The sequence below is a fragment of the Serratia sp. Z4 genome, from assembly GCF_009900725.1.
In the GTDB taxonomy this organism is placed as follows: Bacteria; Pseudomonadota; Gammaproteobacteria; order Enterobacterales; family Enterobacteriaceae; genus Serratia; species Serratia nematodiphila.
In genome coordinates this window covers 38,669-61,800 of the sequence record NZ_JAAABD010000007.1, presented here as the reverse complement: position 1 = coordinate 61,800, position 23,132 = coordinate 38,669, and the positions used below count along the sequence as shown (strand labels likewise).

The 23,132-nt window shown below is 60.9% G+C and carries 16 protein-coding genes; 8 read left to right on the top strand and 8 right to left on the bottom strand.

Annotated features, from left to right (window positions below; genetic code table 11):
* Positions 1 to 32 precede the first annotated feature (32 nt).
* The 3 genes from xni to queF form a co-directional block, all read right to left on the bottom strand.
* Positions 33 to 791 (bottom strand): flap endonuclease Xni, encoded by a 759-nt coding sequence (gene xni, locus GT753_RS20510; protein WP_021505659.1) that lies wholly within the window; start codon positions 789 to 791, stop codon positions 33 to 35.
* Between the two features lie 54 nt (positions 792 to 845).
* Positions 846 to 2,210 carry a nucleotide 5'-monophosphate nucleosidase PpnN gene (gene ppnN / locus GT753_RS20505; RefSeq protein WP_021505658.1) on the bottom strand — a complete coding sequence of 455 codons (1,365 nt, stop codon included), beginning with the start codon at positions 2,208 to 2,210 and terminating at the stop codon, positions 846 to 848.
* Between the two features lie 192 nt (positions 2,211 to 2,402).
* Positions 2,403 to 3,248, bottom strand: a complete 846-nt coding sequence (gene queF / locus GT753_RS20500) for an NADPH-dependent 7-cyano-7-deazaguanine reductase QueF (protein WP_021505657.1) — start codon at positions 3,246 to 3,248, stop codon at positions 2,403 to 2,405.
* Between the two features lie 63 nt (positions 3,249 to 3,311).
* Here queF and syd point away from each other — a divergent pair, with 63 nt between their 5' ends.
* The gene (gene syd / locus GT753_RS20495; RefSeq protein WP_015378901.1) at positions 3,312 to 3,860 is read left to right on the top strand and encodes a SecY-interacting protein; all 549 of its coding nucleotides are present in this window, start codon (positions 3,312 to 3,314) and stop codon (positions 3,858 to 3,860) included.
* A 609-nt stretch (positions 3,861 to 4,469) separates the two neighbouring features.
* Here syd and GT753_RS20490 read toward each other — a convergent pair.
* A complete protein-coding gene (locus GT753_RS20490; RefSeq protein ID WP_015378900.1) occupies positions 4,470 to 5,708 on the bottom strand; it encodes an MFS transporter in 1,239 nt (412 codons plus the stop codon).
* A 178-nt stretch (positions 5,709 to 5,886) separates the two neighbouring features.
* Between GT753_RS20490 and GT753_RS20485 the strand changes: the two genes are divergently transcribed.
* The 5 genes from GT753_RS20485 (at position 5,887) to GT753_RS20465 (ending at position 16,050) form a co-directional block, all read left to right on the top strand.
* A complete protein-coding gene (locus tag GT753_RS20485; RefSeq protein ID WP_028127529.1) occupies positions 5,887 to 6,213 on the top strand; it encodes a YqcC family protein in 327 nt (108 codons plus the stop codon).
* 146 nt (positions 6,214 to 6,359) lie between these two features.
* Positions 6,360 to 12,335 (top strand): alpha-2-macroglobulin, encoded by a 5,976-nt coding sequence (locus tag GT753_RS20480; RefSeq protein WP_075685641.1) that lies wholly within the window; start codon positions 6,360 to 6,362, stop codon positions 12,333 to 12,335.
* A 49-nt stretch (positions 12,336 to 12,384) separates the two neighbouring features.
* Entirely contained in the window at positions 12,385 to 14,733 is a 2,349-nt protein-coding gene (gene pbpC / locus GT753_RS20475; protein ID WP_075685643.1) for a penicillin-binding protein 1C, read from the top strand.
* Positions 14,734 to 14,793: 60 nt separating this feature from the next.
* Positions 14,794 to 15,564 carry a tRNA pseudouridine(65) synthase TruC gene (gene truC, locus GT753_RS20470; protein WP_031300599.1) on the top strand — a complete coding sequence of 257 codons (771 nt, stop codon included), beginning with the start codon at positions 14,794 to 14,796 and terminating at the stop codon, positions 15,562 to 15,564.
* Between the two features lie 33 nt (positions 15,565 to 15,597).
* Positions 15,598 to 16,050, top strand: coding sequence for a flavodoxin (locus GT753_RS20465; RefSeq protein WP_075685645.1), 453 nt, complete (start codon positions 15,598 to 15,600; stop codon positions 16,048 to 16,050).
* A gap of 57 nt (positions 16,051 to 16,107) precedes the next feature.
* Here the strand turns inward: GT753_RS20465 and GT753_RS20460 are convergent, their stop codons facing one another.
* From GT753_RS20460 to map, 4 genes are all read right to left on the bottom strand, one after another.
* The gene (locus tag GT753_RS20460; RefSeq protein ID WP_004931929.1) at positions 16,108 to 16,497 is read right to left on the bottom strand and encodes a DUF3461 family protein; all 390 of its coding nucleotides are present in this window, start codon (positions 16,495 to 16,497) and stop codon (positions 16,108 to 16,110) included.
* A 129-nt stretch (positions 16,498 to 16,626) separates the two neighbouring features.
* Positions 16,627 to 17,451: a 2,3,4,5-tetrahydropyridine-2,6-dicarboxylate N-succinyltransferase gene (gene dapD, locus GT753_RS20455; protein ID WP_004931932.1), complete on the bottom strand. Its 825-nt coding sequence runs from the start codon at positions 17,449 to 17,451 to the stop codon at positions 16,627 to 16,629.
* 42 nt (positions 17,452 to 17,493) lie between these two features.
* Positions 17,494 to 20,148 carry a bifunctional uridylyltransferase/uridylyl-removing protein GlnD gene (gene glnD / locus GT753_RS20450; RefSeq protein WP_004931933.1) on the bottom strand — a complete coding sequence of 885 codons (2,655 nt, stop codon included), beginning with the start codon at positions 20,146 to 20,148 and terminating at the stop codon, positions 17,494 to 17,496.
* 73 nt (positions 20,149 to 20,221) lie between these two features.
* Positions 20,222 to 21,016: a type I methionyl aminopeptidase gene (gene map, locus GT753_RS20445; RefSeq protein ID WP_004931936.1), complete on the bottom strand. Its 795-nt coding sequence runs from the start codon at positions 21,014 to 21,016 to the stop codon at positions 20,222 to 20,224.
* A gap of 345 nt (positions 21,017 to 21,361) precedes the next feature.
* On the opposite strand from map, the gene rpsB reads away from it, so the two are divergent.
* Positions 21,362 to 22,087, top strand: a complete 726-nt coding sequence (gene rpsB / locus GT753_RS20440) for a 30S ribosomal protein S2 (protein ID WP_004931937.1) — start codon at positions 21,362 to 21,364, stop codon at positions 22,085 to 22,087.
* Between the two features lie 129 nt (positions 22,088 to 22,216).
* Entirely contained in the window at positions 22,217 to 23,068 is an 852-nt protein-coding gene (gene tsf / locus GT753_RS20435; protein WP_004931939.1) for a translation elongation factor Ts, read from the top strand.
* The last annotated feature ends 64 nt before the right edge of the window (positions 23,069 to 23,132 follow it).

Sequence of the window (23,132 nt, the reverse complement as noted above, 5' to 3'; positions counted from 1 at the left end):
AAACCTGATGAAGGGCGCTGCTTGCAGCGCCCTTATTGTATCGGCAGGCGCAGCTGCTGCAGGTTGCCGTCCAGCGACAGATCGGTGCGCAGCGTGGCGACTTGTTTGCTGACGTAGGCCAGCTCGCGGTGCTGCTCCAGCTTACTGCGCCATTTTTCCGGCACCTGCTCCAGGTGCTGATAAAGCCCGTCCAGACTGCCCGACTGCTGCAGCAGCAGCACGGCGGTTTTCGGTCCGATGCCGGCCACGCCGGGGATCTTGCTGCTGCCGATCCCCGCCAACCCCCAGTAGTCCGGCAGCTGCTGCGGCTGCACGCCAAACTCCTGTTGCACGAAAGGCATATCCAGCCAGCGTTTCTGGAAGTAATCGCGAATTTGTACGTTCGGCGCCAGCAGTTGGCAATAGCCTTTGTCGGTGGAGACGATGGTCACCTGGTGGCCACCGCCGGCGACCTTCGCCGCCAGCGTGGCCGCCAGATCGTCCGCCTCATTGCCGGGCGAATGCCAGCTGGCGACGCCCAACTCGGCGAAGGCCTCGCGCAGCTGCGGCATCTCCTGCTGCAGGTTTTCCGGCATCGGCGAGCGCCCGGCCTTGTAGTCCGGCAGAATTTGGTGGCGCCAGCTGTCGCTGCGGTCGTCCTCGTCGAATACCGCCACCGCGTGGGTCGGGCGGCTGTGCTGGAGCAACTGCTGCAGCGCGTGGCGGCAGGCGTTGACGCAAGGGGAGCCCTGCACGGCGTGAATGCGGCGGATGAGGTTCAGGGCGTCGACAATCAGTAGGTGTATCATCATGGGCGGTAAGGTCAGAAAAAACAGGGCGGCCGTTACGCCGCCCGGGATTGAGGGTCAGGCGACGATTTCGTAGCAGGGCACATAGGCGCTGCCCGGCAGCTTCATGCGGTGCTGGGCAACAAAGCCCTGCAGCAGGCTGTCCATCTGCTTCATCATTTGTGGTTCGCCGTGCAGCTTGTACGGGCCGAACTGCTCAATGGCGTGGATGCCGTTTTCCTTCACGTTGCCAGCGACGATGCCGGAGAAGGCGCGGCGCAGCGCGGCGGCCAATTGCTCCGGCGGCTGGTTCGGATACAGGTTGAGGTTAGCCATGTTTTCGTGGGTCGGCTCGAACGGCAGTTGCAGATCCGGCGCGATGCGGATCGACCAGTTAAAGCTGTAGGCGTCGCCGGTGTTGCGGCGGTTTTCCTTCACCAGTGGCATGGCTTTTTTCATCTGCCGCGCCACTTCCGCCGGATCGTCGATGATGATGGTGTAATGGCGGCGCGCTTCGTCGCCCAGCGTGTTCATGATGAACTCGTCCAGCACGCGGAAGTAGTCGGCGCTCTCTTTCGGCCCGGTCAGGATCAGCGGCAGCACCTGTTCACTGTTCTCCGGGTTCATCAGGATACCCAACAGGTACAGCAGCTCTTCGGCGGTGCCGACGCCGCCCGGGAAGATAATGATGCCATGCGCGATGCGCACGAAGGCTTCCAGGCGTTTTTCGATGTCCGGCATGATCACCAGCTCGTTCACCAGCGGGTTAGGCGGCTCGGCGGCGATGATCGAAGGCTCGGTCATGCCGATAAAGCGGCTGTTGCGGTAACGCTGCTGCGCGTGGCCGACCGCCGCGCCTTTCATCGGCGCTTCCATGGCGCCCGGCCCGCAGCCGGTGCAGATGTTGAGCTCGCGCAGGCCCAGCTGGCTGCCGACCTTGCGCGCGTACAGATATTCGTTCTCGTTGATCGAGTGCCCGCCCCAGCACACCACCATGTTGGGATCTTCATCCAGATGCAGCGTGCGCGCATTGCGCAGGATCGAAAATACCAGGTTGGTGATGTGGGCCGAGTTTTCCAGGTTCAGGTGCTGGAAACGGCCGGCGCTGGCGATTTGGCCGTGCACGAACAGGATGTCGCGCAGCACGGCGAACAGGTTGGCCTGCAGCGAACGGATGATGCGGCCGTCGACGAACGCCTCTTCCGGCGGGTTGACCAGCTCCAGCTTCACCCCGCGCTCGCGGCGCAGCACGTTGATGTCGAAGGTTTCATAGCGCGACAGCAGCTGTTTGCTGTTGTCGGTTTGGCTGCCGGAGTTCAACACGGCCAGCGAACAGTTGCGGAACAGGCGGTACAGGTCGCTGCTGGCGGTGCGCTTCAGCATGTCTACTTCCAGCTGCGACAATAAATCCATAGAGCCAAGCGGGCTGATGTGTGTAATCAAGGTAACTCCTTTGCACCCGGTGCGGGGCGGTAGTAATCCATACGCAGCAAAACAGCATCTCGTTATGGTTGGCGTGCTGCGGCGCAGCGGGCGCTCTGCCCGGCCGCAGCCTCGTTTTAACCTTACCGCCGTCCCTGGGCTTTTACCAACATAAACCGCTCGTTAGCTCAGTTGTTGAGCAATGTTTCGCACTTATTGGCGCGCCAGGCGGCCGTGCGCGGGAGCGAATACGACGTTGCTGCGCCACGGGTTGATGTCCAGCCCGCCGCGGCGGGTGTAGCGGGCGTAAACCGTCAGGCTTTGCGGCCGGCAGTAGCGCATCAGATCGTTGAAGATGCGCTCGACGCACTGCTCGTGGAATTCGTTGTGGTGGCGGAAGGAGACCAGGTAGCGCAGCAGCGCTTCGCGATCGATCTTGCCGCCGCGGTAGCTTATCTGCACCGAGCCCCAGTCCGGTTGATGGGTGATCAGGCAGTTGGACTTCAGCAGGTGGCTGACCAATTGCTCTTCCACCACCTCTTCACCGGCGGCGTTCAGCAGGCAGTCGGCGTTGAACTCATAATTGTCGATGCGGATATCCTGCTGGTCGATGCAGTCGCCGGCCAGACGCGCGATCGGCGTGCCTTCCAGCTGCTCGACGCTGAACAGGGTGACGCTTACCTCACCCTGGGCACAGGCAGACAGATCGCGCTGCAGGGTACTGCGCACCGTTTCCCAATCGGCGAACGGGGTTTGGTTGAAGCTGTTGAGATACAGTTTGAAGCTTTTCGATTCGATCAGGTTCAGGCTGTCGGCGTTGAGGCTGATCTCGCCGACCGCCACCTGCGGCAGCCCGTTGGCGTTCAGCCAGGAGAGTTCGTACAGCGTCCAGATGTCCGCGCCGTGGAAGGGCAGGTTGTCGGGATACAGCCCCAGCGGCTCGCGGTTCATGCTGCGCGGCACCGCCTGCAGCAACGTGGCGTCGTAGCGATCGCGGTAGGCGGTGGGTTTGCCCAGCGTCAGCCCTGACAGGGCCTGGTGGTCTTGATAGGAGGACATCTGCTGTCACCTCGCTCAGAGATAGGTACAATGGCCGTCAGTTTAACGTATGCGAGAAAGAATATGGACCATGATGTATCGCACGCTCTGCGTGAATTCACTCAACGCTATGTCGAGTTGTGGCAGCAAGCGCGCGGCCACGCGCCGGCCAGCCAGGCATTGTACGGCGTGCCGTCGCCCTGCATCGTGGAGAATCGCGAGGACGAGGTGCTGTGGTTGCCGCAGCCTTTCGAGCCGGCGGCGACGCTGGAGAGGGTAGAAGCCGCGCTGGAGCTGCGTTTGCAGCCGGATGCGCACCGTTTTTACACGCAGCAATACGCGGGCGACATGAGCGCGCAATTTGGGGAGCATCGCCTGAGCCTGCTGCAGGTCTGGAGCGAGGAGGATTTTATCCGCCTGCAGGAGAACCTGATCGGTCATCTGGTGACGCAAAAACGTCTCAAACTGTCGCCAACGCTGTTCCTGGCGACCACCGAATCCGAGATGACGATGGTGTCGCTGTGCAACGTTAGCGGCAACGTGGTGCTGGAACAATTCGGCAGCGATAAGCGCACCTTGTTGGCGGCGACGCTGGGGAATTTCCTCGATGCGCTGCGCCCGGTGCTGGACTGAAGCGCGGCGGATTCGCCGTCGCCCGTGTAAGAGATCTCTCACACAGGGTGTGAGAGATCGCTCTTAATTTTTCCCACCTTTTTCCAGACTATGAGATTATTGTTATCCAGATCAATTGGTTAGAATTTCTTTAGGATAACTCTTAGGCTTAATTTAGTGTGAGACGCCTCCCAAACCCTTGTGATTCCGGGGAATTTAAGCGATCTTATCGTTACCGGAACGGAACCGGTGGAGCAGGAAAGCATCAGGATGATGCAGCTTCAGGACGAAGAAAGGGATGCGCTCAGGCAAGAGCGAAGGATGGCGTCAGGAGATGCCCAGGATGTTTCAGGATAGAAACCAGGGACACCTCCAGGACGGAGATTGAGAGCCGGCACAGGACTGTCGGCGGGTCAGGAAGGCTGAGGAACCGCGTCAGGACGATGCTGCAGGATGATGCAAGGACCACTTGGTCAGGATGGCCGCAGGAAAAGTTTTCAAGGATTGAGCAGGGAGCACGCTGTGTAGCGGGATGGCTATAAAACGAACCGGGGGCACTGTTAACGCAGTGCCCCCAACTTTTTGTTCTATCCCGCCGTGCGTGCTTCTCTGCTTAATCCATCGCCAGCGTTAACCAATCGCGCCCAGCGTATCGCCTGCGCCCTGTTTTTTCGGCAGTAGGAACAGCGTGGCGTAGATATCCAGCAGGTAAATCGCCGCCAGCAGGCTGATAGCGGCGGTGAACGACACCTGCGTCACCAGCGCGCCGATCACCAATGGCCCCAGGCCGCCGACGCCGCGCCCGAGATTGAACAAGATGTTTTGCGCGGTGGCGCGCGCCTGTACCGGGTAAGTATCGGAAATCAACGCGCCGTAGCCGCCTATCATGCCGTTAACGAACATGCCCATCACGGCGCCGGCGAACAACATCAGCATCGGGTCGCTCAACTGGGCGTAGCCGATCACCATCACCACCGCGCCGACCTGATACAGCACGAAAATCTTCCAGCGGGCGAAGCGGTCGGCCAGCACGCCAAACAGCCAGATGCCGAACGTCATGCCCACGACCGTCACCGCCGTCCACAGGCCGGACTTGGTGAGCGAGAAACCAAAGTTTTTCGCCAGGTAAGTCGGCATCCAGATCATCAGCCCGTAGTAACCGAAGTTCTGCACCGAACAGAGAATGAAGATGCCGATGCTGGCCTTGCCGGTGGCGCGATCCTTAAACAGCAGGCGCAAACGCTGCAGGAAGGAAAGCGGCTGCCCGGCGTCTTTCTGCCGCACGAATTCCTCCGGTTCGCCCAGCGTGCGGCGGATCAGGAATGACGCCAGCGCCGGCAGCAGGCCGACCAGGAACATGCCGCGCCAGCCGATGTGTTCCAGCAGCAGCGGCGTCAGGAAAGCGGCCGCCAGCACCCCCAACTGCCAGCCCATGCCGACGTAAGCCGAAGCGCGGTTGCGCTTCTCCGCCGGCCAGGCTTCGGCGATCAGTGCCATGCCGATGCCGAACTCGCCACCCAGCCCGATGCCCGCCAGGGTGCGATAGGCCAGCAGATCCCAATAGCCTTGCGCCACGGCGCACAGGCCGGTGAACAGGGAAAACATCAGGATGGTGATCGTGAGTACCCGGATGCGGCCGAAACGATCGCTGAGGTGGCCGAAGATCACGCCGCCCAGCACCGCGCCGATCAGCGTCCAGGTGACCAGCGAACCGGCTGCCGATGAGGATAATCCCAATTCGATGCTGATGGCCGGCAGCATAAAGCCGAGGATCAGCAGGTCAAACCCGTCCATGGCATAACCGGTGACCGAGGCCAACATGGCCTTACCGGGCGTCGCGTGGTTTTTTTTCTCTGTTATTACGGACATGAATCTTTATCTGTGTGGTGAATTCGGTGGGCCTATTGTGCCGCGCGACGGCGAACGTCACCAGATAAAAACGGCGAGCTGTCTCAGGCGCGCCGAATTTGGGCTATAAAAATGCTATGCTTTGCCGCCTTTCAGCCAGAGCGCTGAATACCATGATGAAAAGAGATCGGGAATGCAGATGAGTATACATAACCAGGTGCGCCGCAGTTTGCAGGCGATTGAACAATCCATGCGCGATCTGGCGCTGTGGCAGGCCGCGCCCCCTGAGCATGAGGCTTTCTCCAGCACCGAGCCGTTCTGCATCGACAGCATGTCGGCCGAAGCCTGGCTGCAGTGGGTGTTCTTGCCGCGCATGTATGCGTTGTTGGACGCCGAGGCGCCGTTGCCGACGCGCTTCGCCATCACGCCTTATTTCGAAGAGGCGTTGAAAGATCGTGAACCGAGCAGTCTGCCGCTGCTGGTGCTGCTGCAACAGCTGGATTTGATGTTGAATAAAGAGCCGTAATGCGCCGGCGGCGCGCAGATTTTTGCCGCCCGGCAGTGTAGAGTACTCGCGCGGATGCCGGGCAGGAGAGCCGACGGCGTCTTTCGGCTCGGTTTAACCGCGGCGGTTGACCGGGAGCTGCATTAGGATGATGAGGTGCTGCAATAATGGATTTATTAAGGTTTATCCTGCGTTTGCCTTTTACCCTGGTTAAGGGCGTTTGTCGCCTGCTGGGCGGGGCGTTGTCGCTGTTGGGGCGGTTGCTGAGACCGCTGGTCGGCAACCTCAGCTGGCGTGCGCCGGCCTGGTGGGCTGCGCTGCCGCGCGGTTTTTTGCGGCTGGAAAGCGGCGTGGATAAACACCCGAAAGCGGTCGGTCTGAGCCTGCTGCTGCTGGCAGGCGTTGCGGGCGGCGCATTTTACGGTTGGCACTGGTGGCAAAACCGGCCCCAACCGATTGAACCGGCGCCGATGGTGGTTCAGGAGATCAACGCCGAGTTGTCCAACCCCGAGCCGATAGACTACGCCGCCGCCCGGCAGGCGCCGCAAACGGTGAGCCTGACCTTCAGCGGCTCGGCTGCGCCGATAACCGCGGCGGGCAAAACCGTGAGCGCCGGCATCACTCTGAAACCGTCGGCGGAAGGGCAGTGGGCATGGAGCAATGAGTCGACACTGGTGTTCACGGCGAAAAAGCCGCTGCCGATGGGCGCGAAATATGAGGTGACCCTTGAACCCGCCACGTTGCTGGCGCCGCAGGTCAAGCTAGTCAAAACCCGTTATGCCTTCACCGTGCCCGCGTTCGATTACCGCCTGGGGCAGGCCGAGTATTACCGCGATCCGCAAAATGCGCAAAAACGCAGCGCGATCTTCAATTTGCAGTTCAACGCGCCGGTTGACGTCGGCAGCTTTGAAAAACAGATTTCGCTGGGATTGAAAGAAGGCAGCGCCACCTCCGAGAAAAAGCTGAATTTCTCTCTGGTCTATGACGAGAAAAAACTGAACGCCTGGGTGCATTCCGAGCCGCTGCAGGCGCTGGATCAGGGCGGGGCAGTGCATCTGACCGTCGGCAAGGGCGTTAAATCGACGGCGGCCGGCAATACGGTCGAAGAGGCGAAAAGCAACTGGGTCAAAGTACCGACGCTGTACAGCCTGGCGCTGAGCGACGCCAGCGCCCAGGTGGTGGATACCGACGGCGGCCAAGGGCAGCGTGCCCTGGTGGTCGGTTTCAGCGATGCGGTGAAGGATAAAGAGCTGGCGCGGGCCGCGAAAGCCTGGCTGCTGCCGCAGCACGATCCGAGCGATGCCGAGACCGCCAACGATGCCGACGATTTCTATCAATGGACGATCGACAGCGTCGGTAAAAACGTGCTGGCGCAGGCGACGTCGCTGCCGTTGACGCTTAACGAGGCGGAAGAGGCCTACCAACCGCAGTTCAGCTTCCGTTTCGACGCCCCGGCGCACCGCTTTGTGCTGCTCGAGATCGATAACCAGCTGGTTTCCGCCGGCGGTTACAAAATGCCGAAGAAGGTTTACCGCGTGGTCGAAGTGCCGGAGTTCCCGAAATCGCTGCAGTTCATGTCGCAGGGCTCGCTGCTGTCGGTCAACGGCGACAAGCAGATCAGCGTGGCGGCGCGCAACGTGGCGGGCCTGCGGCTGGACATCAAGCGGGTGATCCCGAGCCAGCTGCAGCATATCGTCTCCTTCAAAAGCCGGGAATACTCCTCCACGGAATTCAACCGGCTCAACGACGAGTATTTCACCGAGCATTTCAAATACCAGACGGCGCTCAACAACGAGCGGCCGGGGGAAGTGAACTATCAGGGCATCGATCTTTCCCGCTATCTCTCCACCAACGCCAGTTCCCATCGCGGGGTGTTCCTGCTGACGCTGTCTGAATGGCAGCCGAATCGAAAACCGGCGGCGGAAGAGGCGGGCGCCGAGCAGGATCAGGAACAGGATGAGAGCGAAGGGGAAGAACAGCCCGACGTCGGCGATTCGCGCTTTGTGGTGGTGACCGATCTGGGCATCGTCGCCAAGAGCTCGCAGGACAAGACGCGCGACGTCTTTGTGCAGTCGATCCAAAGCGGCGCGCCGGTCAGCGGCGCCACCGTGTCGGTGGTGGCCAAAAACGGCGTGACGCTGCTCAGCCAAACCACCGGCGCCGATGGGCACGTGCGTTTCCCGGCGCTGGATGTGTACACCAACGAGCGCCAGCCGGTGATGTTCCTGGTGGAGAAAGAAGGGGATGTCTCCTTCCTGCCGACCGGCAGCTATAACGATCGCGGGCTGGATTTCTCGCGCTTCGACGTTGCCGGTGAACAAACGCCGACCGATCCGCGCACGCTCAGCAGCTACCTGTTCTCCGATCGCGGCGTTTATCGGCCGGGGGATACCTTTAACATCGGCCTGATCACCCGCGCCGCCGACTGGGGCGTTGGCCTGGCCGGCGTGCCGGTGCGCGCCGAAATCCGCGATCCGCGCGATAAGCTGATGTCCACCGTGCCGCTGACGCTGGGCGCCAGCGGTTTCAACGAGCTGAGCTATACCACCGATGAAAATTCGCCTACCGGCGAGTGGAACGTCTATCTGTATCTGATCGGCAAAAATAACGATACCTCCACGCTGCTCGGCCATACCGCAGTCAATGTGAAGGAGTTCGAACCGGATCAGCTGAAAGTGAAGCTGGCGTTGACGCCTGACCGCCAGCAAGGCTGGGTAAAACCGTCCGAGCTGAAGGCCAGCATCGATGTGCAGAACTTGTTCGGCACCCCGGCGCAGGATCGCCGTGTGACCACCAGGCTGACGCTGCGGCCAATGTATCCGAGCTTCGATCGCTTCCCGGATTATGCGTTCTACGAAAACCGGCAAAACAGCGACGGGTTCGAGACCGAGCTGGAAGATCGCACCACCGATGAGCACGGCGCGGCCGATATTCCGCTCGATCTGAAATCCTACGCCGACGCCACTTATCAGCTGCAGCTGTTGTCGGAGGCGTTCGTTGCCGGCGGCGGGCGCTCGGTGGCGGCGACCGCCCGTACGCTGGTTTCCCCTTACGATTACCTGATTGGGGTGAAGGCGGACGGCGATCTGGGCTACATCAACCGCGACGCGGAGCGGCATCTGAACGTGATCGCCATCGATCCGGCCCTGAAACAGATCGCCATGCCGAACCTGAAGCAGGTGTTGATCGAGCAGAAATACATTTCGGTGCTGACCAAACAGGATTCGGGCGTTTACAAATACCAGTCGAAGATGAAGGAAGTGCAGCTGTCGGAACAGCCGCTGGCGCTGAGCGAGCAGGGCGCGGATCTGCGGCTGGCGACCGATAAGCCGGGCGACTTCGTGCTGGTGATTGAAGATGCGCAGGGCAAGACGCTCAATCGCGTCGCCTACAGCGTGGCCGGCAACGCCAACCTGAGCCGTTCGCTGGATCGCAATGCCGAACTGAAGCTGAAACTCAACCAGGCGGAATACCAGCCGGGCGAGGAGATCGAGGTGGCGATCAACGCGCCTTATACCGGTAGCGGCTTGATCACCATTGAAAAGGACAAGGTTTACGCCTGGCAGTGGTTCCACACCGACACCACCAGCTCGGTGCAGACGATCCGCGTGCCGGCCGGCATGGAGGGCAACGGCTACATCAACGTGCAGTTCGTGCGCGACATCAACTCCAGCGAGATCTTCATGAGCCCGCTGAGCTACGGCGTGATGCCGTTCAAGATCAGCACCAAGGCGCGCCAAAACAGCCTCGAGGTGACGGCGCCGGAGGTCATCAAGCCGGGTGAAAACCTGACGATGACGGTCAAGACCGATGCGCCGCAGCAGGTGGCGCTGTTCGCCGTCGATGAGGGCATTCTGCAGGTGGCGCGTTACCGTCTGAAGGATCCGCTGGAGTTCTTCTTCAGCAAGCGCGAACTCAACGTGAGCAGCTCGCAGATCCTCGATCTGATCCTGCCGGAATTCAGCAAGCTGATGGCGCTGACCGCGGCGCCGGGCGGCGATGCGGGCGAAGGGCTGGATCTCAACCTCAACCCGTTCAAGCGCAAGCGCGATAAGCCGGTGGCCTATTGGTCCGGCATTACCGAGGTCAGCGGCGAGAAACAGTTCGTCTATCCGGTGCCGGATTACTTCAACGGCAAGATCCGCGTCATGGCGATTTCGGTGACGCCGGAGAAAATCGGCAAGGCGCAAACCGCCGCCACGGTGCGCGACAGCTTCATCATGACGCCGAATGTGCCGGCGATGGTGGCGCCGGGCGACGAGTTCGACGTCAGCGTGGGTGTCAGCAACAACCTCGAAGGGCTGAACGGCCAGTCGGTGGCCATCAACGTCCTGCTGACGCCGCCGCCGCAGTTGGAGGTGGTGGGCAACGCGACGCAAAGCCTGACGCTGGCGGAAAAACGTGAAGGCGTTATCACCTTCCGCCTGCGCGCCAAAGCCGTGCTGGGTGATGCGCCGCTGGTGTTCGACGCCCGTTACGGCGATCAGGCCAGCCGCCGCACCGTCAGCACCTCGGTACGGCCGGCGGCGCCGTACCGCACCCAGTCGGTGATGGGGCGCATGAGCGGCGGCAGCCAGAACGTCGACGGCCTGCGCCAGATGTTCGACGCCTTCGCGCAGCGCCGGGCGGCGGTGTCGAATTCGCCGCTGGTGCTGACCAGCGGGCTGGCGCAATACCTGGCGGATTACCCGTATTACTGTTCCGAGCAGATCGTCAGCCGCTCCATTCCGCTGATGCTGCAGAGCCGTCATCCGGAGATGAAAAGCAGCCTGAGCCAGGCGGAAGTCAGCAAGCAGCTGCGCAATCTGCTGGGCGTGCTGCGCGCCCGTCAGAATGACAGCGGGGCGATCGGCGCCTGGCGTTCGTCGCCGGATGCCGATCCTTTCGTCACGCCTTATGTGGTGCAGTATCTGCTCGAAGCCAAAGCGGCGGGCTACGCCCTGCCGGAAGGCATGCTGGATGAAGCCAACGGCGCGTTGCGCGAGCTGGCGGCCAGCGGATTCGACGATCTGTATCTGCTGCGCCTGCGCAGCTGGGCGGTTTACCTGCTGACGCTGCAGGGCGAAGTGACCACCAACTCGCTGGCGGCGGTGCAGGATACGCTGCAAAAACGCTATGGCGAAGGCTGGAAAACCGATCTGAGCGCACTCTATCTGGCCTCTTCCTATCGCCTGTTGAAGATGGACGACGAAGCCGCCGCGCTGTTGCAACCGAGCTGGCAGCAACTGAGCAAAGCCTATGACAGCGCCTGGTGGACGCAGAACTATTTCGATCCGCTGGTGCAGGATGCGACGCGGCTGTATCTGATTACCCGTCACTTCCCTGAGAAGGTGGCGTCGATCCCGCCGCAGGTGCTGGAGAATATGGTCAAGGCACTGAAAGAAGAGCGTTACACCACCTACTCCTCTGCAATGAGCATTCTGGCGCTGGAAAGCTATTCGATCCAGGTGGCGGCGCAATCCGCCAATGCGGACGCGTTAGGCATCGTGCAGGTGGGCAAAAGCGGCGGCGACCCGCAGCGCATCAGCGAGCTGCAGGGGCTGTTCGTTCAGGGGCAATTTAACGCCGACGCTACCGCCGTGCGCTTCACCAACGGCGGCAGCGCGCCGGCCTGGTATGTGGTGACGCAGGCCGGTTACGATCTGAATGCGCCACAAAAAGCGCTGTCGCGCGGGATTGAGATCGTCCGCGATTACACCGACGAACAGGGCAAGCCGGTGACGCAGGTGACGCTGGGGCAGAAGATCAACGTCCATCTGAAGGTGCGCGCCAACTCGAAAGAGGGGCAGAGCAACCTGGCGATCGTCGATCTGCTGCCGGGCGGGTTCGAAGTGGTGCAGCAGACGCCGCCGGAGCCGGCCGACGCCGGTGAAGAGAGCGACGATCGCGGCGGCTGGCAGTCGCCGCTGGCCGCATCTGGCTCCACCTGGGCACCGGACTACAGCGATATCCGCGAAGACCGGGTGATTATCTACGGCAGCGCCGGCACTGAGGTGCAGGAGTTCGTTTATCAAATCAAAGCCACCAATACCGGCAGCTTTATTGTTCCACCGGCCTACGGCGAAGCCATGTACGACCGTGAAGTGCAGGCCATGTCGGCCGGCGGCGGCAAGCTGGTGGTGGTGCCGGCGGGCAACGACTAGGCCGTATCCGGCGCCAGGCCAGCGTCTGGCGCCGGAATGCTGAGAACGTATGAAGATCCTGACCGGGCGCGTGCTGCAAAACGGCTTGATGGCGGTGTTTTTACTGGCGCTGCTGTTGACCGCAATTCGGCTGTGGCCGCATCCGCCCCTGTGGCAGGGGCTGCCGCAGTCTTCCGTTTATTACGACAGGCACGGCGCGCTGCTGCGCATTACGCTGGCCAACGACGATCGCTACCGGCTGTGGACCCCGCTGGAGCAAGTGTCGCCGCTGGCGGTGCGCGGATTGCTGCTGCACGAAGATCGCTGGTTCTACTATAACCCCGGCTTTAACCCCGTCAGCCTGATGCGCGGTTTCTGGCGCAGCTATGTCGCCGGCGGCAAAATGCAGGGCGGTTCGACCATCAGCATGCAGCTGGCGCGCATGCGCTGGCATCTCAATACCCGTACGCCGGGCGGCAAGCTGCTGCAGGTGCTGCGTGCGGTGCAGCTGGAACTGAGCTACTCCAAGCGCGATATCCTGGAAGCCTATCTGAATTACGCGCCCTACGGCCGCAACATTGAAAGCATCGGCGCCGCCAGCCTGATCTATTTCGCTAAGTCGCCGCGGGAGTTGACTCTGCCGGAGGCGCTGACGCTGGCGGTGTTGCCGCAGTCACCCAGCTACCGTCTGGAGCCGAAAACCGGCGTGCTCGGCGCCGCATTGACGCAGGCGCGCAACCGTCTGTTCCTGCGCTGGCAACAGGTTTACCCCACCGACGCCAGCCAGCAAACGCTGTTCCGCCTGCCGTTGGCGCTGCGGCAGCCTGAACAAGTGCCCTATATTGCGCCGCACTTTATCGAACAGCTGCGCCTGCAGACGCAGCAATTGGTGCAGCGCGATACCCGCGTCGACACGACGCTGGACGCCGGGTTGCAGCGGCTGGTCGAACGGCAGGTCAACGCCTTTATCGCCCGCAACCGCAGCCGCGGCATTCAGAACGCCGCGGTGCTGCTGGTGGACAGCCGCGATATGGGGGTGCGCGCGCTGGTGGGTTCGGCGGACTATTACAATCGCCCGATTCAGGGGCAGGTGAACGGCACCAACGCCAAACGCTCGCCGGGATCGACGCTGAAGCCGTTCATCTACGCGCTGGGCATGGAGCAGGGCGTGCTGCATCCGATGACCATTCTGAAAGACGTGCCTTCGTCGTTTGGGGCCTATGCGCCGGAAAATTTCGACCGGCGCTTTCTCGGCCCGGTGACCGCCACCGACGCGCTGAATTTCAGCCGTAACATCCCGGCGGTCTATGTCGCCTCGCAGCTGCGTCAGCCAACCTTTTATCAGTTCTTGCGCCTGACCGGCGTCGCCAATATGGCCAACGAGAGCCACTATGGGCTGTCGCTGGTGCTGGGCGGCGGCGAGGTAACGGCGCAGGAATTGGCGAAGCTGTATGCGCTGCTGGCGAATCGCGGCGAGCTGCGGCCGCTGCGCATGCAGCTGAACCAGGCCGAATCGACGCCGGTACGGCTGCTGAGCGAGGAGGCCAGTTTCATCACGCTGGATATGCTGCGCCAGCACCGGCGGCCGGGCGATACGCTGGCGCAGCGTTCTTCGTCGCTGCCGGTGTACTGGAAGACCGGCACCTCCTGGGGGTTTCGCGACGCCTGGAGCGTCGGGATTTTCGGCCCTTATGTGCTGGTGGTGTGGGAAGGCAACTTCGATGGGCGAGGCAACAATGCGTTGGTCGGCGCCGAAGCCGCCGCGCCGCTGTTCTTCAACATCATCGACAGCGTCAACGCCAGCTATCCCGGCCTGCGGGAACCGAAACACCCGTTCCCCCAACGGCTGCGGCGGGTGGACATTTGTCTCGCCAGCGGCGATCTGCCGACGCCGTGGTGCCAGCAAAAGGGCAAGACCTGGTTCATTCCCGGCAAGTCGCCGATCAAGGTCGACAGCGTTTACCGGCCGGTGGTGCTGGATATTCACAGCGGTGAGGTCGTTTGCCCGCCGTATGATGCGGCGCAGACCCGCACCGAAATCTTTGAGTTCTGGCCTTCCGATCTGGCCAATGTGTTCGCTCAGGCCGGGTTGCCGAAGCGGGCGCCGCCGGTCAATCGCTGCAAGGACAACGGCATCGCCGTCGGCGGCAGCGCGCCGCGCATCACTTCACCGCTGAAAAACACCACCTATACCCTGCGCCAGTCGCAGCAGGGGCGGGACAAAATCGCCTTCAATGCGGTGACGGACGCCGACAGCAAGACGGTGTACTGGTTCGTCGACGATATCTATCTCGGCAGCAGTGCCAGCAAAAAGCCGATCGACTGGCGGCCTATCGACAACGGGCGCTACCGCATTCGGGCGGTAGACGAGCGCGGCCGCGCCGATACGCGGCTGGTGACCATCGAATGGGTGAACTAGCGTTGCGTCTCATGCCTGTTATACTCGCGCCCGAAACGGTTATTGACCTGGGAACGTGATGTGATTGAGATTTTATATCAGGATGAGCACCTGGTGGCGGTGAACAAGCCGTCGGGTTGGTTGGTGCACCGCAGTTGGCTGGATCGTCATGAAACCCGCTTTATGATGCAGACGGTGCGCGATCAGCTCGGGCAGCACGTTTTTACCGTGCACCGTCTCGATCGCCCGACCTCCGGCGTGCTGCTGATGGCGCTGTCCAGCGAGGTGGCGCGCCTGCTGTCGCAGCAGTTCGAACAACATCAGGTGCAGAAAACCTACCATGCGGTGGTGCGGGGTTACGTGCAGGAGGGGGCGACTCTCGATTATCCGCTGACGGCGGAACTGGACAAAATCGCCGATAAACATGCCGATGCCGACAAGGGGCCGCAGCCGGCGGTGACGCACTACCGGCCGTTGGCGCAGGTGGAGATGCCGGTGGCCGTCGGCCGCTACGACAGCGCGCGGTATAGCCTGGTGGAACTGCAGCCGGAAACCGGCCGCAAACATCAGCTGCGGCGCCATATGGCGCATCTTCGCCATCCGATCATCGGCGACAGCAAGCACGGCGATCTGCGGCAGAACCGCGGGATGGCGCAGCATTTCGGTTGCCCGCGCCTGATGCTGCACGCCAGCCATCTGCAGCTGAAGCACCCGGTGACCGGCGAGCCGCTGCAGGTAACGGCGCGCTGGGACGAAGCCTGGCAAGGGGTGATGGCGCAGTTCGGCTGGGCGGGGGTATTCCCTGAACTTGCCGGGGTTGAGTTTAGCGCGGCTAACGGTCAGGATAGCTGACAATTTTTAAAGATAATGAAGGGAGTAGGAGCCATGGCTCAGGTTGGTATCTTCGTGGGAACGGTCTACGGCAATTCGCTGCTGGTGGCGGAAGAGGCGCAAAACATCCTCAGCGAGCAGGGCCATGAGGTCAAACTGTTCGAAGAGGGCACGCTGGAGGCCTGGCAGTTTTATCGTCAGCACTACGCGCTGGTGATCACCTCCACCACCGGGCAGGGCGATCTGCCGGACAGCATCGCGCCGCTGTTCCACGCTATCCGCGATCAGGTTGGCTATCAGCCGGAGCTGCGCTATGGGCTGATCGCCCTGGGCGACAGCAGCTATGACAACTTCTGCGGCGCCGGGCGCGCGTTCGACGCGCTGCTGCAGGAGCAGGGCGCCACCCGCGTTGGCGAAGTGCTGGAGATCGATGCGATGGAACAGCCGGAGCCGGAAGTGGCCGCCTGCCCGTGGGTCGAGCAGTGGAGCACGCTGCTGCAATCGTAAAGTAAAAAGGCGCCGCAAAAGGGCGCCTTGGCGATGATGCGGGTCAACCGAACCGCATTATTTGCCGCGGGTGAGTTTTTCCAGATCGGCTTCGATCTCGGCAATCTTGTGCGACACCACGCCTTCGAGATGGCGCAGGTCGTCGAGGATTTTACGCTTCAGATCCACTTCCACCTGATCGCGCTGGCACAGCTGATCCAGCTCGTCGATTACATAACGCAGGTTCGGGTTGATCTCGTGAATTTCCTTGTAGCCCTGGCCGGCGTTGTCCGCCACCACGGTTTTACGCTGGCGCGGGTACTTGAACTTCACGCTCTTGGCGAAGAACTCGCCCTTGTCCTTGCGGAAATAGATCTTGAGGATGTCGTTGTTGGCCTCTTGACGCAGGCTATAGCGATCGACGTCTTCCGGTTGATTGATGCCCAAACTCTTCAAGTTATCGTACATACTGCGCCCTCTTTAGATGTGATCGTTATATTCCACGACTGCGATTATGGCGGAAAGCGAGATCTGCGACTGTGACTGCCAGCGAAACGCAGACAAAAAAATAGCGGGTGAATCACCCGCTATTTCAATTTAGTCGATAGTGCGCAATAACTCATTAATGCCGACTTTACCGCGCGTTTTGGCGTCGACCTTCTTGACGATCACCGCGCAGTACAGGCTGTAAGAACCGTCTTTCGACGGCAGGTTGCCGGAAACCACCACCGAACCCGCCGGCACGCGGCCGTAATGGATTTCGCCGGTTTCGCGATCATAGATGCGGGTGCTCTGGCCGAGGTATACGCCCATCGAAATCACCGAGCCTTCTTCCACGATCACGCCTTCCACCACTTCGGAACGCGCGCCGATGAAGCAGTTGTCTTCGATGATGGTCGGGTTGGCCTGCAGCGGCTCCAGCACGCCGCCGATGCCGACGCCGCCGGACAGGTGAACGTTTTTGCCGATCTGCGCGCAAGAGCCGACGGTGGCCCAGGTGTCGACCATGGTGCCTTCGTCGACGTAGGCGCCGATGTTAACGTAAGACGGCATCAGCACGGTGTTGCGAGCGATGAACGCGCCCTGGCGCACGGTGGCCGGCGGCACGACGCGGAAGCCTTCCTTCTGGAAGCGCGCTTCGTCGTAGTCGGCGAATTTCATCGGCACTTTGTCGTAGTAGCGGGTTTCCGCGCCGTCCATCACCTTGTTGTCGTTGATGCGGAAAGAGAGCAGCACGGCTTTCTTCAGCCACTGATGGGTGACCCATTGACCGTCGATCTTCTCGGCGACGCGCAGGGCGCCGCTGTCCAGCAGGCCGATCACCTGGTTTACCGCTTCGCGCGTTACGGTGTCTACGTTCGCCGGGGTGATGTCCGCACGGCGTTCGAAGGCGCTTTCAATAACGTTCTGTAATTGCTGCATGCTGTTCTCTTTCCTGATGTTGTCGGTAAAAAGTTACTTGTATCACATTTTATCGTTTGGGGTGAGGGCCTCTGTCAACCGTTGCTCCAACTTTCTGCGCGTTTCTTGGTCGAGCGCGCGCCGCTCGCCGTCGGCCAGGATAAACAAATCCTCGACCCGCTCGCCAATGGTGGAAATGCGCGCGCCGTGCAGCGACAGCCCCAGATCGGCGAACACTTCGCCCACCCGCGCCAGCAGGCCGGGTTGATCGAGCGCGGTCAGCTCCAGGTAGCTGCGGCGATCGGTGTGGGTCGGCAGGAAGGTGACCTCGGTCGGCACGCTGAAGTGGCGCAGCTTGGATGACGGCCGGCGTACGCGCGGCGGCTGGTACTCCCGCTGGGTGATGGCCTGCAGCAGCGCCTGGCGGATCGCCGCGTGGCGATCCTGCGCCAGCGGGCTGCCGTCCGGCTCCAGCACGATAAAGGTGTCCATCGCCATACCGTCGCGGTTGGTGAAGATCTGCGCGTCGTGCACGCTCAGGTTGCGGCGATCCATCTCTCCGGCGACGGCGGCGAACAGGTAAGGGCGATCCGGGCTCCAGATGAAGATCTCGGTGCCGCCGCGCGTCGCCTGGCGGCTGACCAGCACCAGCGGCTGGGTGGAGTCGTGGGCCAGCAGGTGGCGGGCGTGCCAGGCCAGCTGATTCGGCGAGTGGCGCAGGAAGTAATCGGCGCGGCAGCGGCTCCAGATGCGGTGCAGCGCCTCTTCGTCGATGTTGTCCATGCGCAGCAGCGCCAGCGCCTGCAGGCGATGGTGGCGCACCCGTTCGCGCAGATCCGGGCTGTTTTGCATGCCGCGGCGCAGCTGTTTTTCGGTGGCGAAATACAGCTCGCGCAACAGGCTCTGCTTCCAGCTGTTCCACAGGGTTTCGTTGGTGGCGCAGATATCCGCCACCGTCAGGCACACCAGATAGCGCAGGCGGGTTTCGCTCTGCACTTCGCTGCTGAACTGCTGGATCACCGTCGGATCCTGGATATCGCGGCGCTGCGCGGTGACCGACATCAGCAGGTGGCAGCGCACCAGCCAGGCCACCAGCTGGGTTTCGCGCGAGTTGAGGCCGTGCAGTTCGGCGAACTCCACCACGTCTTCCGCGCCGAGGATCGAGTGATCGCCGCCGCGCCCTTTGGCGATATCGTGGAACAAGGCCGCCAGCAGCAGCAGTTCCGGGTGTGGCAGGCGCGGGTACAGCTCCACGCACAGCGGATGGCGCGGCCGGGTTTCAGGCTCGGCGAAGCTCTCCAGCTTCTGCAGCACGCGGATAGTGTGTTCGTCGACGGTATAGGCGTGGAACAGATCGAACTGCATCTGCCCGACGATCTTGCCCCACTGCGGCATATAGGCCCACAGCACGCTGTGACGGTGCATCGGCACCAGCGCGCGCGACACCGCGCCGGGGTGGCGCAGGATGGCCATAAACAGATCGCGCGCTTCCGGGATGGTGCACAGCGGCTGTTTCAGGTGGCGGCGCGCGTGGCGCAGCTGGCGCACGGTGGTGGAGTAAATGCCTTTGATCTCGCGGTTGCGCACCATCAGGTAGAACATGCGCATGATGGCTTGCGGCTCGCGGATGAACAGCGTTTCATCGCGCAGATCGATCAGATCGCCGCGCAGCTGGAAATCGTCGTTCAGCGGGCGCGGCTTTTCGGTGGCGTCCAGCGCCAGGATGGCTTCGTCGAACAGCTGCAGCAGCATGTGGTTCAACTCACTGACGCGGCGCGTCATGCGGTAGAAGTCTTTCATCATGCGCTCGACCGGCTCGTTGCCTTCGCCTTCATAGCGCAGCAGCTGCGCGACGCTGAGCTGACGATCGAACAACAGACGGTTGTCGTAACGCGGCAGCACCAGATGCAGCGCGAAACGGATGCGCCACAGGAAGCTCTGGCATTCGTTCAGCTCGTTGCGCTCGGCCTGGGTGAGGAAACCGAAGCCGACCATTTCGTCCAGCGAGGTGGCGCCGAAGTGGCGACGCGCCACCCACAGCAGCGTGTGGATGTCACGCAGGCCACCGGGGCTGCTTTTGATATCCGGTTCCAGGTTATAGCTGGTGCCGTGGTAGCGCTGATGACGCTCCTGTTGCTCGCTGATCTTGGCGTGGAAGAACTGCGGCGAAGGCCAAAAGCCGTCGCTGAAGATATGTTTTTGCATCTGCAGGAACAGCGCAACGTCGCCGCAGATCATGCGCGATTCGATCAGGTTGGTGGCCACGGTCAGATCCGCCAGCCCTTCCAGCAGACACTCTTCCAGGGTGCGCACGCTGTGGCCCACTTCCAGTTTGAGATCCCACAGCAGGGTGATGAATTCGCCGACCCGCTGCGACTGTTGCTCCGTCAGCCGGCGCTGGCTGAGCACCAGCACGTCGATATCCGACAGCGGATGCAGCTCGCCGCGGCCGTAGCCGCCGACCGCCACCAGCGCGGTTTCCGGGATATCTTCAAAGCCGTAGAACGTCCACAGCCGGCGCAGCAGGCGATCGATGAAGTCGCTGCGCGCCGCCACCAGGCTTTCGGCGCTGGATCCGGCGTCGAACGCCGCCGCCAGCCACAGCTGGAACTGCTCCAGCCGCTGTTTCAGCAGCGGGCAGGTGAGCTCGTCGTCGCCGTAGACGCTGGGAGAGGCGGGCGGCATCGGCACAGCCGGTTGAAGGAGATTGTCAGACATAGTGCGCAGCCCATAAAAAAGGCCGGCATAAGCCGGCCTGGTGACATTCTGCACGCGGCGTGCGCCGCAGTGCTTACATCTCGTGCGTAATGATGTTGGGGATGGTGTCATCCTTGCGCAACGTCATTATCTCGCAGCCGTTATCAGTGACCACAATAGTATGCTCATACTGCGCCGACAAGCTGCGATCTTTGGTTTTTACCGTCCAGCCGTCTTTCATGGTGCGGATGCGATAGTCGCCGGCGTTGACCATCGGTTCGATGGTGAAGGCCATGCCCGCCTGCAGCACCACGCCGCCGTCGTCCGCGTCATAGTGCAGCACCTGCGGCTCTTCATGGAACACTTCGCCGATGCCGTGGCCGCAGTACTCGCGCACCACGGAGAATTTCTCGGCCTCGACGAATTGCTGGATGGCCTTGCCCAGGGTGCGCAGACGGATGCCCGGTTTGACCATCTTCAGCGCCAGATACAGGCTTTCCTGAGTGACGCGGCACAGGCGCTCGCCCAGAATGGTCGGTTTGCCGACGATGAACATCTTCGAGGTGTCGCCGTGGAAACCGTCTTTAATCACGGTCACGTCGATGTTGACGATGTCGCCGTCTTTCAGCGTTTTGTCGTCGCTCGGGATGCCGTGGCACACCACTTCGTTCACCGAGATGCACACGGATTTCGGGAAGCCGTGGTAGCCGAGGCAGGCGGAGATGGCCTGCTGCTCGTTGGTGATGTACTCGTGACAGATACGGTCCAGCTCGCCGGTGGTCACGCCAGGTTTGACGTGCGGCTCGATGATCTCCAGCACTTCGGCGGCCAGGCGGCCGGCCACGCGCATTTTTTGGATGTCATCAGGTGTTTTAATTGAGATTGCCATGAAATTCGTCCGCAGGTGTCGTTATCGTCGACAATAAGAAGCAGTGACTTATGGTATCAGCCCGGCCGGGGGCTGCCAAATCTCATTTCCTGACGCCCGGCGAAACGCAACAAAAGTTGGTGTCGGCGGCGGGTTTATGGTATAAAGCGCGCCGGCGATCCGCGACTTGGTTCTTGTGACCTGGCGGGAATCGGCCGAAAATACTTTAACTGCACTCATTTTGTGTAAATAACACACACGTATCGGCACATCCGCCGGGGTGCCCTGAGGTGACTTGTCGCCGCCAGGGTCGGCGTTATGGGATACGTGGAGGCATAACCCCAATTAATCTATAGAGGTTTAATCATGGCAACTGTTTCCATGCGCGACATGCTCAAGGCTGGTGTTCACTTTGGTCACCAGACCCGTTACTGGAACCCGAAAATGAAGCCTTTCATCTTCGGCGCTCGTAACAAGGTTCACATCATCAACCTGGAGCAGACCGTACCAATGTTCAACGCCGCTCTGGCTGAACTGACCAAGATCTCTTCCCGTAAAGGCAAGATCCTGTTCGTTGGTACCAAGCGCGCAGCAAGCGAAGCGGTAAAAGACGCTGCGAACAGCTGTGACCAGTTCTTCGTGAACCACCGCTGGTTGGGCGGTATGCTGACTAACTGGAAAACCGTTCGTCAGTCCATCAAGCGTTTGAAAGATCTGGAAATCCAGTCTCAAGACGGCACCCTGGACAAGCTGACCAAGAAAGAAGCGCTGATGCGCACTCGTGAACTGGCCAAGCTGGAAAACTCCCTGGGCGGTATCAAAGATATGGGCGGTCTGCCAGACGCACTGTTCGTTATCGATGCCGATCACGAGCACATCGCGATCAAAGAAGCCAACAACCTGGGTATCCCGGTATTCTCTATCGTTGATACCAACTCCAACCCAGACGGCGTTGACTTCATCATCCCTGGTAACGACGACGCAATCCGTGCAGTAAACCTGTACCTGACTGCTGTTGCTGCCGCTGTGCGTGAAGGTCGTTCTCAAGATCTGGCCGTTCAGGCGGAAGAAGGCTTCGTAGAAGCTGAATAATAAGGCAAGCTCGTCACTGAGCCCTTATTAACCAGGTATTGACATATGTTGGTTAGGGGGGCCTGTTAAGGCCCCCTTTGCTTATCTGAATGAGAACTGTCTCCACGCGAGATAACCGAGGAAAAAGAAATGGCTGATATTACCGCTGCCCTGGTAAAAGAACTGCGCGAGCGTACCGGCGCTGGCATGATGGATTGCAAGAAGGCGCTGGTTGAATCCAACGGCGACATCGAACTGGCAATCGAAAACATGCGTAAGTCCGGTGCGATCAAAGCCGCTAAAAAAGCAGGCAACGTGGCTGCTGACGGCGTGATCAAAACCAAGATCGAAGGCAACTACGGCATCATTCTGGAAGTTAACTGCCAGACTGACTTCGTAGCAAAAGACGCCGGTTTCCAGGCGTTCGCCGACAAAGTGCTGGATGCCGCTATGGCTGGCAAAATCACTGACGTTGACGTGCTGAAAGCACAGTTCGAAGAAGAGCGCGTAGCGCTGGTGGCAAAAATCGGCGAAAACATCAACATTCGTCGCGTTGCTTCCCTGGAAGGCGAAGTGCTGGGCAGCTACCTGCACGGCGCGCGTATCGGCGTTCTGGTTGCGGCTAAAGGCGCTGACGAAGAGCTGGTTAAGCAAATCGCAATGCACGTTGCGGCGAGCAAGCCAGAATTCGTGAAGCCAGAAGACGTGTCTGCTGAAGTGGTAGAAAAAGAGTACCAGGTTCAGCTGGACATCGCCATGCAGTCCGGCAAGCCGAAAGAAATCGCAGAGAAAATGGTTGAAGGCCGCATGAAGAAATTCACCGGCGAAGTTTCTCTGACCGGTCAGCCTTTCGTTATGGATCCGAGCAAATCCGTTGCTCAGGTGCTGAAAGAGCACAACGCTGACGTGACCAACTTCATTCGCTTCGAAGTGGGCGAAGGCATCGAGAAAGTCGAAACCGACTTCGCTGCTGAAGTTGCCGCGATGAGCAAACAGTCTTAATGACTGTCGATGGAACCGCCGTCTGGCGGTTCCATACTATCCAGCCAGAATTACACCGGTGGCA

Bases quoted from the DNA above. Each gene is read 5' to 3' on its own strand.
- map (WP_004931936.1), bottom strand. From the start codon at position 21,016: ATGGCAATCTCAATTAAAACACCTGATGACATCCAAAAAATGCGCGTG.
- GT753_RS20485 (WP_028127529.1), top strand. From the start codon at position 5,887: ATGAGTATACATAACCAGGTGCGCCGCAGTTTGCAGGCGATTGAACAA.
- queF (WP_021505657.1), bottom strand. From the start codon at position 3,248: ATGTCCTCCTATCAAGACCACCAGGCCCTGTCAGGGCTGACGCTGGGC.
- tsf (WP_004931939.1), top strand. From the start codon at position 22,217: ATGGCTGATATTACCGCTGCCCTGGTAAAAGAACTGCGCGAGCGTACC.
- glnD (WP_004931933.1), bottom strand. From the start codon at position 20,148: ATGTCTGACAATCTCCTTCAACCGGCTGTGCCGATGCCGCCCGCCTCT.
- pbpC (WP_075685643.1), top strand. From the start codon at position 12,385: ATGAAGATCCTGACCGGGCGCGTGCTGCAAAACGGCTTGATGGCGGTG.
- GT753_RS20465 (WP_075685645.1), top strand. From the start codon at position 15,598: ATGGCTCAGGTTGGTATCTTCGTGGGAACGGTCTACGGCAATTCGCTG.
- GT753_RS20480 (WP_075685641.1), top strand. From the start codon at position 6,360: ATGGATTTATTAAGGTTTATCCTGCGTTTGCCTTTTACCCTGGTTAAG.
- dapD (WP_004931932.1), bottom strand. From the start codon at position 17,451: ATGCAGCAATTACAGAACGTTATTGAAAGCGCCTTCGAACGCCGTGCG.
- GT753_RS20490 (WP_015378900.1), bottom strand. From the start codon at position 5,708: ATGTCCGTAATAACAGAGAAAAAAAACCACGCGACGCCCGGTAAGGCC.
- syd (WP_015378901.1), top strand. From the start codon at position 3,312: ATGGACCATGATGTATCGCACGCTCTGCGTGAATTCACTCAACGCTAT.
- rpsB (WP_004931937.1), top strand. From the start codon at position 21,362: ATGGCAACTGTTTCCATGCGCGACATGCTCAAGGCTGGTGTTCACTTT.
- GT753_RS20460 (WP_004931929.1), bottom strand. From the start codon at position 16,497: ATGTACGATAACTTGAAGAGTTTGGGCATCAATCAACCGGAAGACGTC.
- xni (WP_021505659.1), bottom strand. From the start codon at position 791: ATGATGATACACCTACTGATTGTCGACGCCCTGAACCTCATCCGCCGC.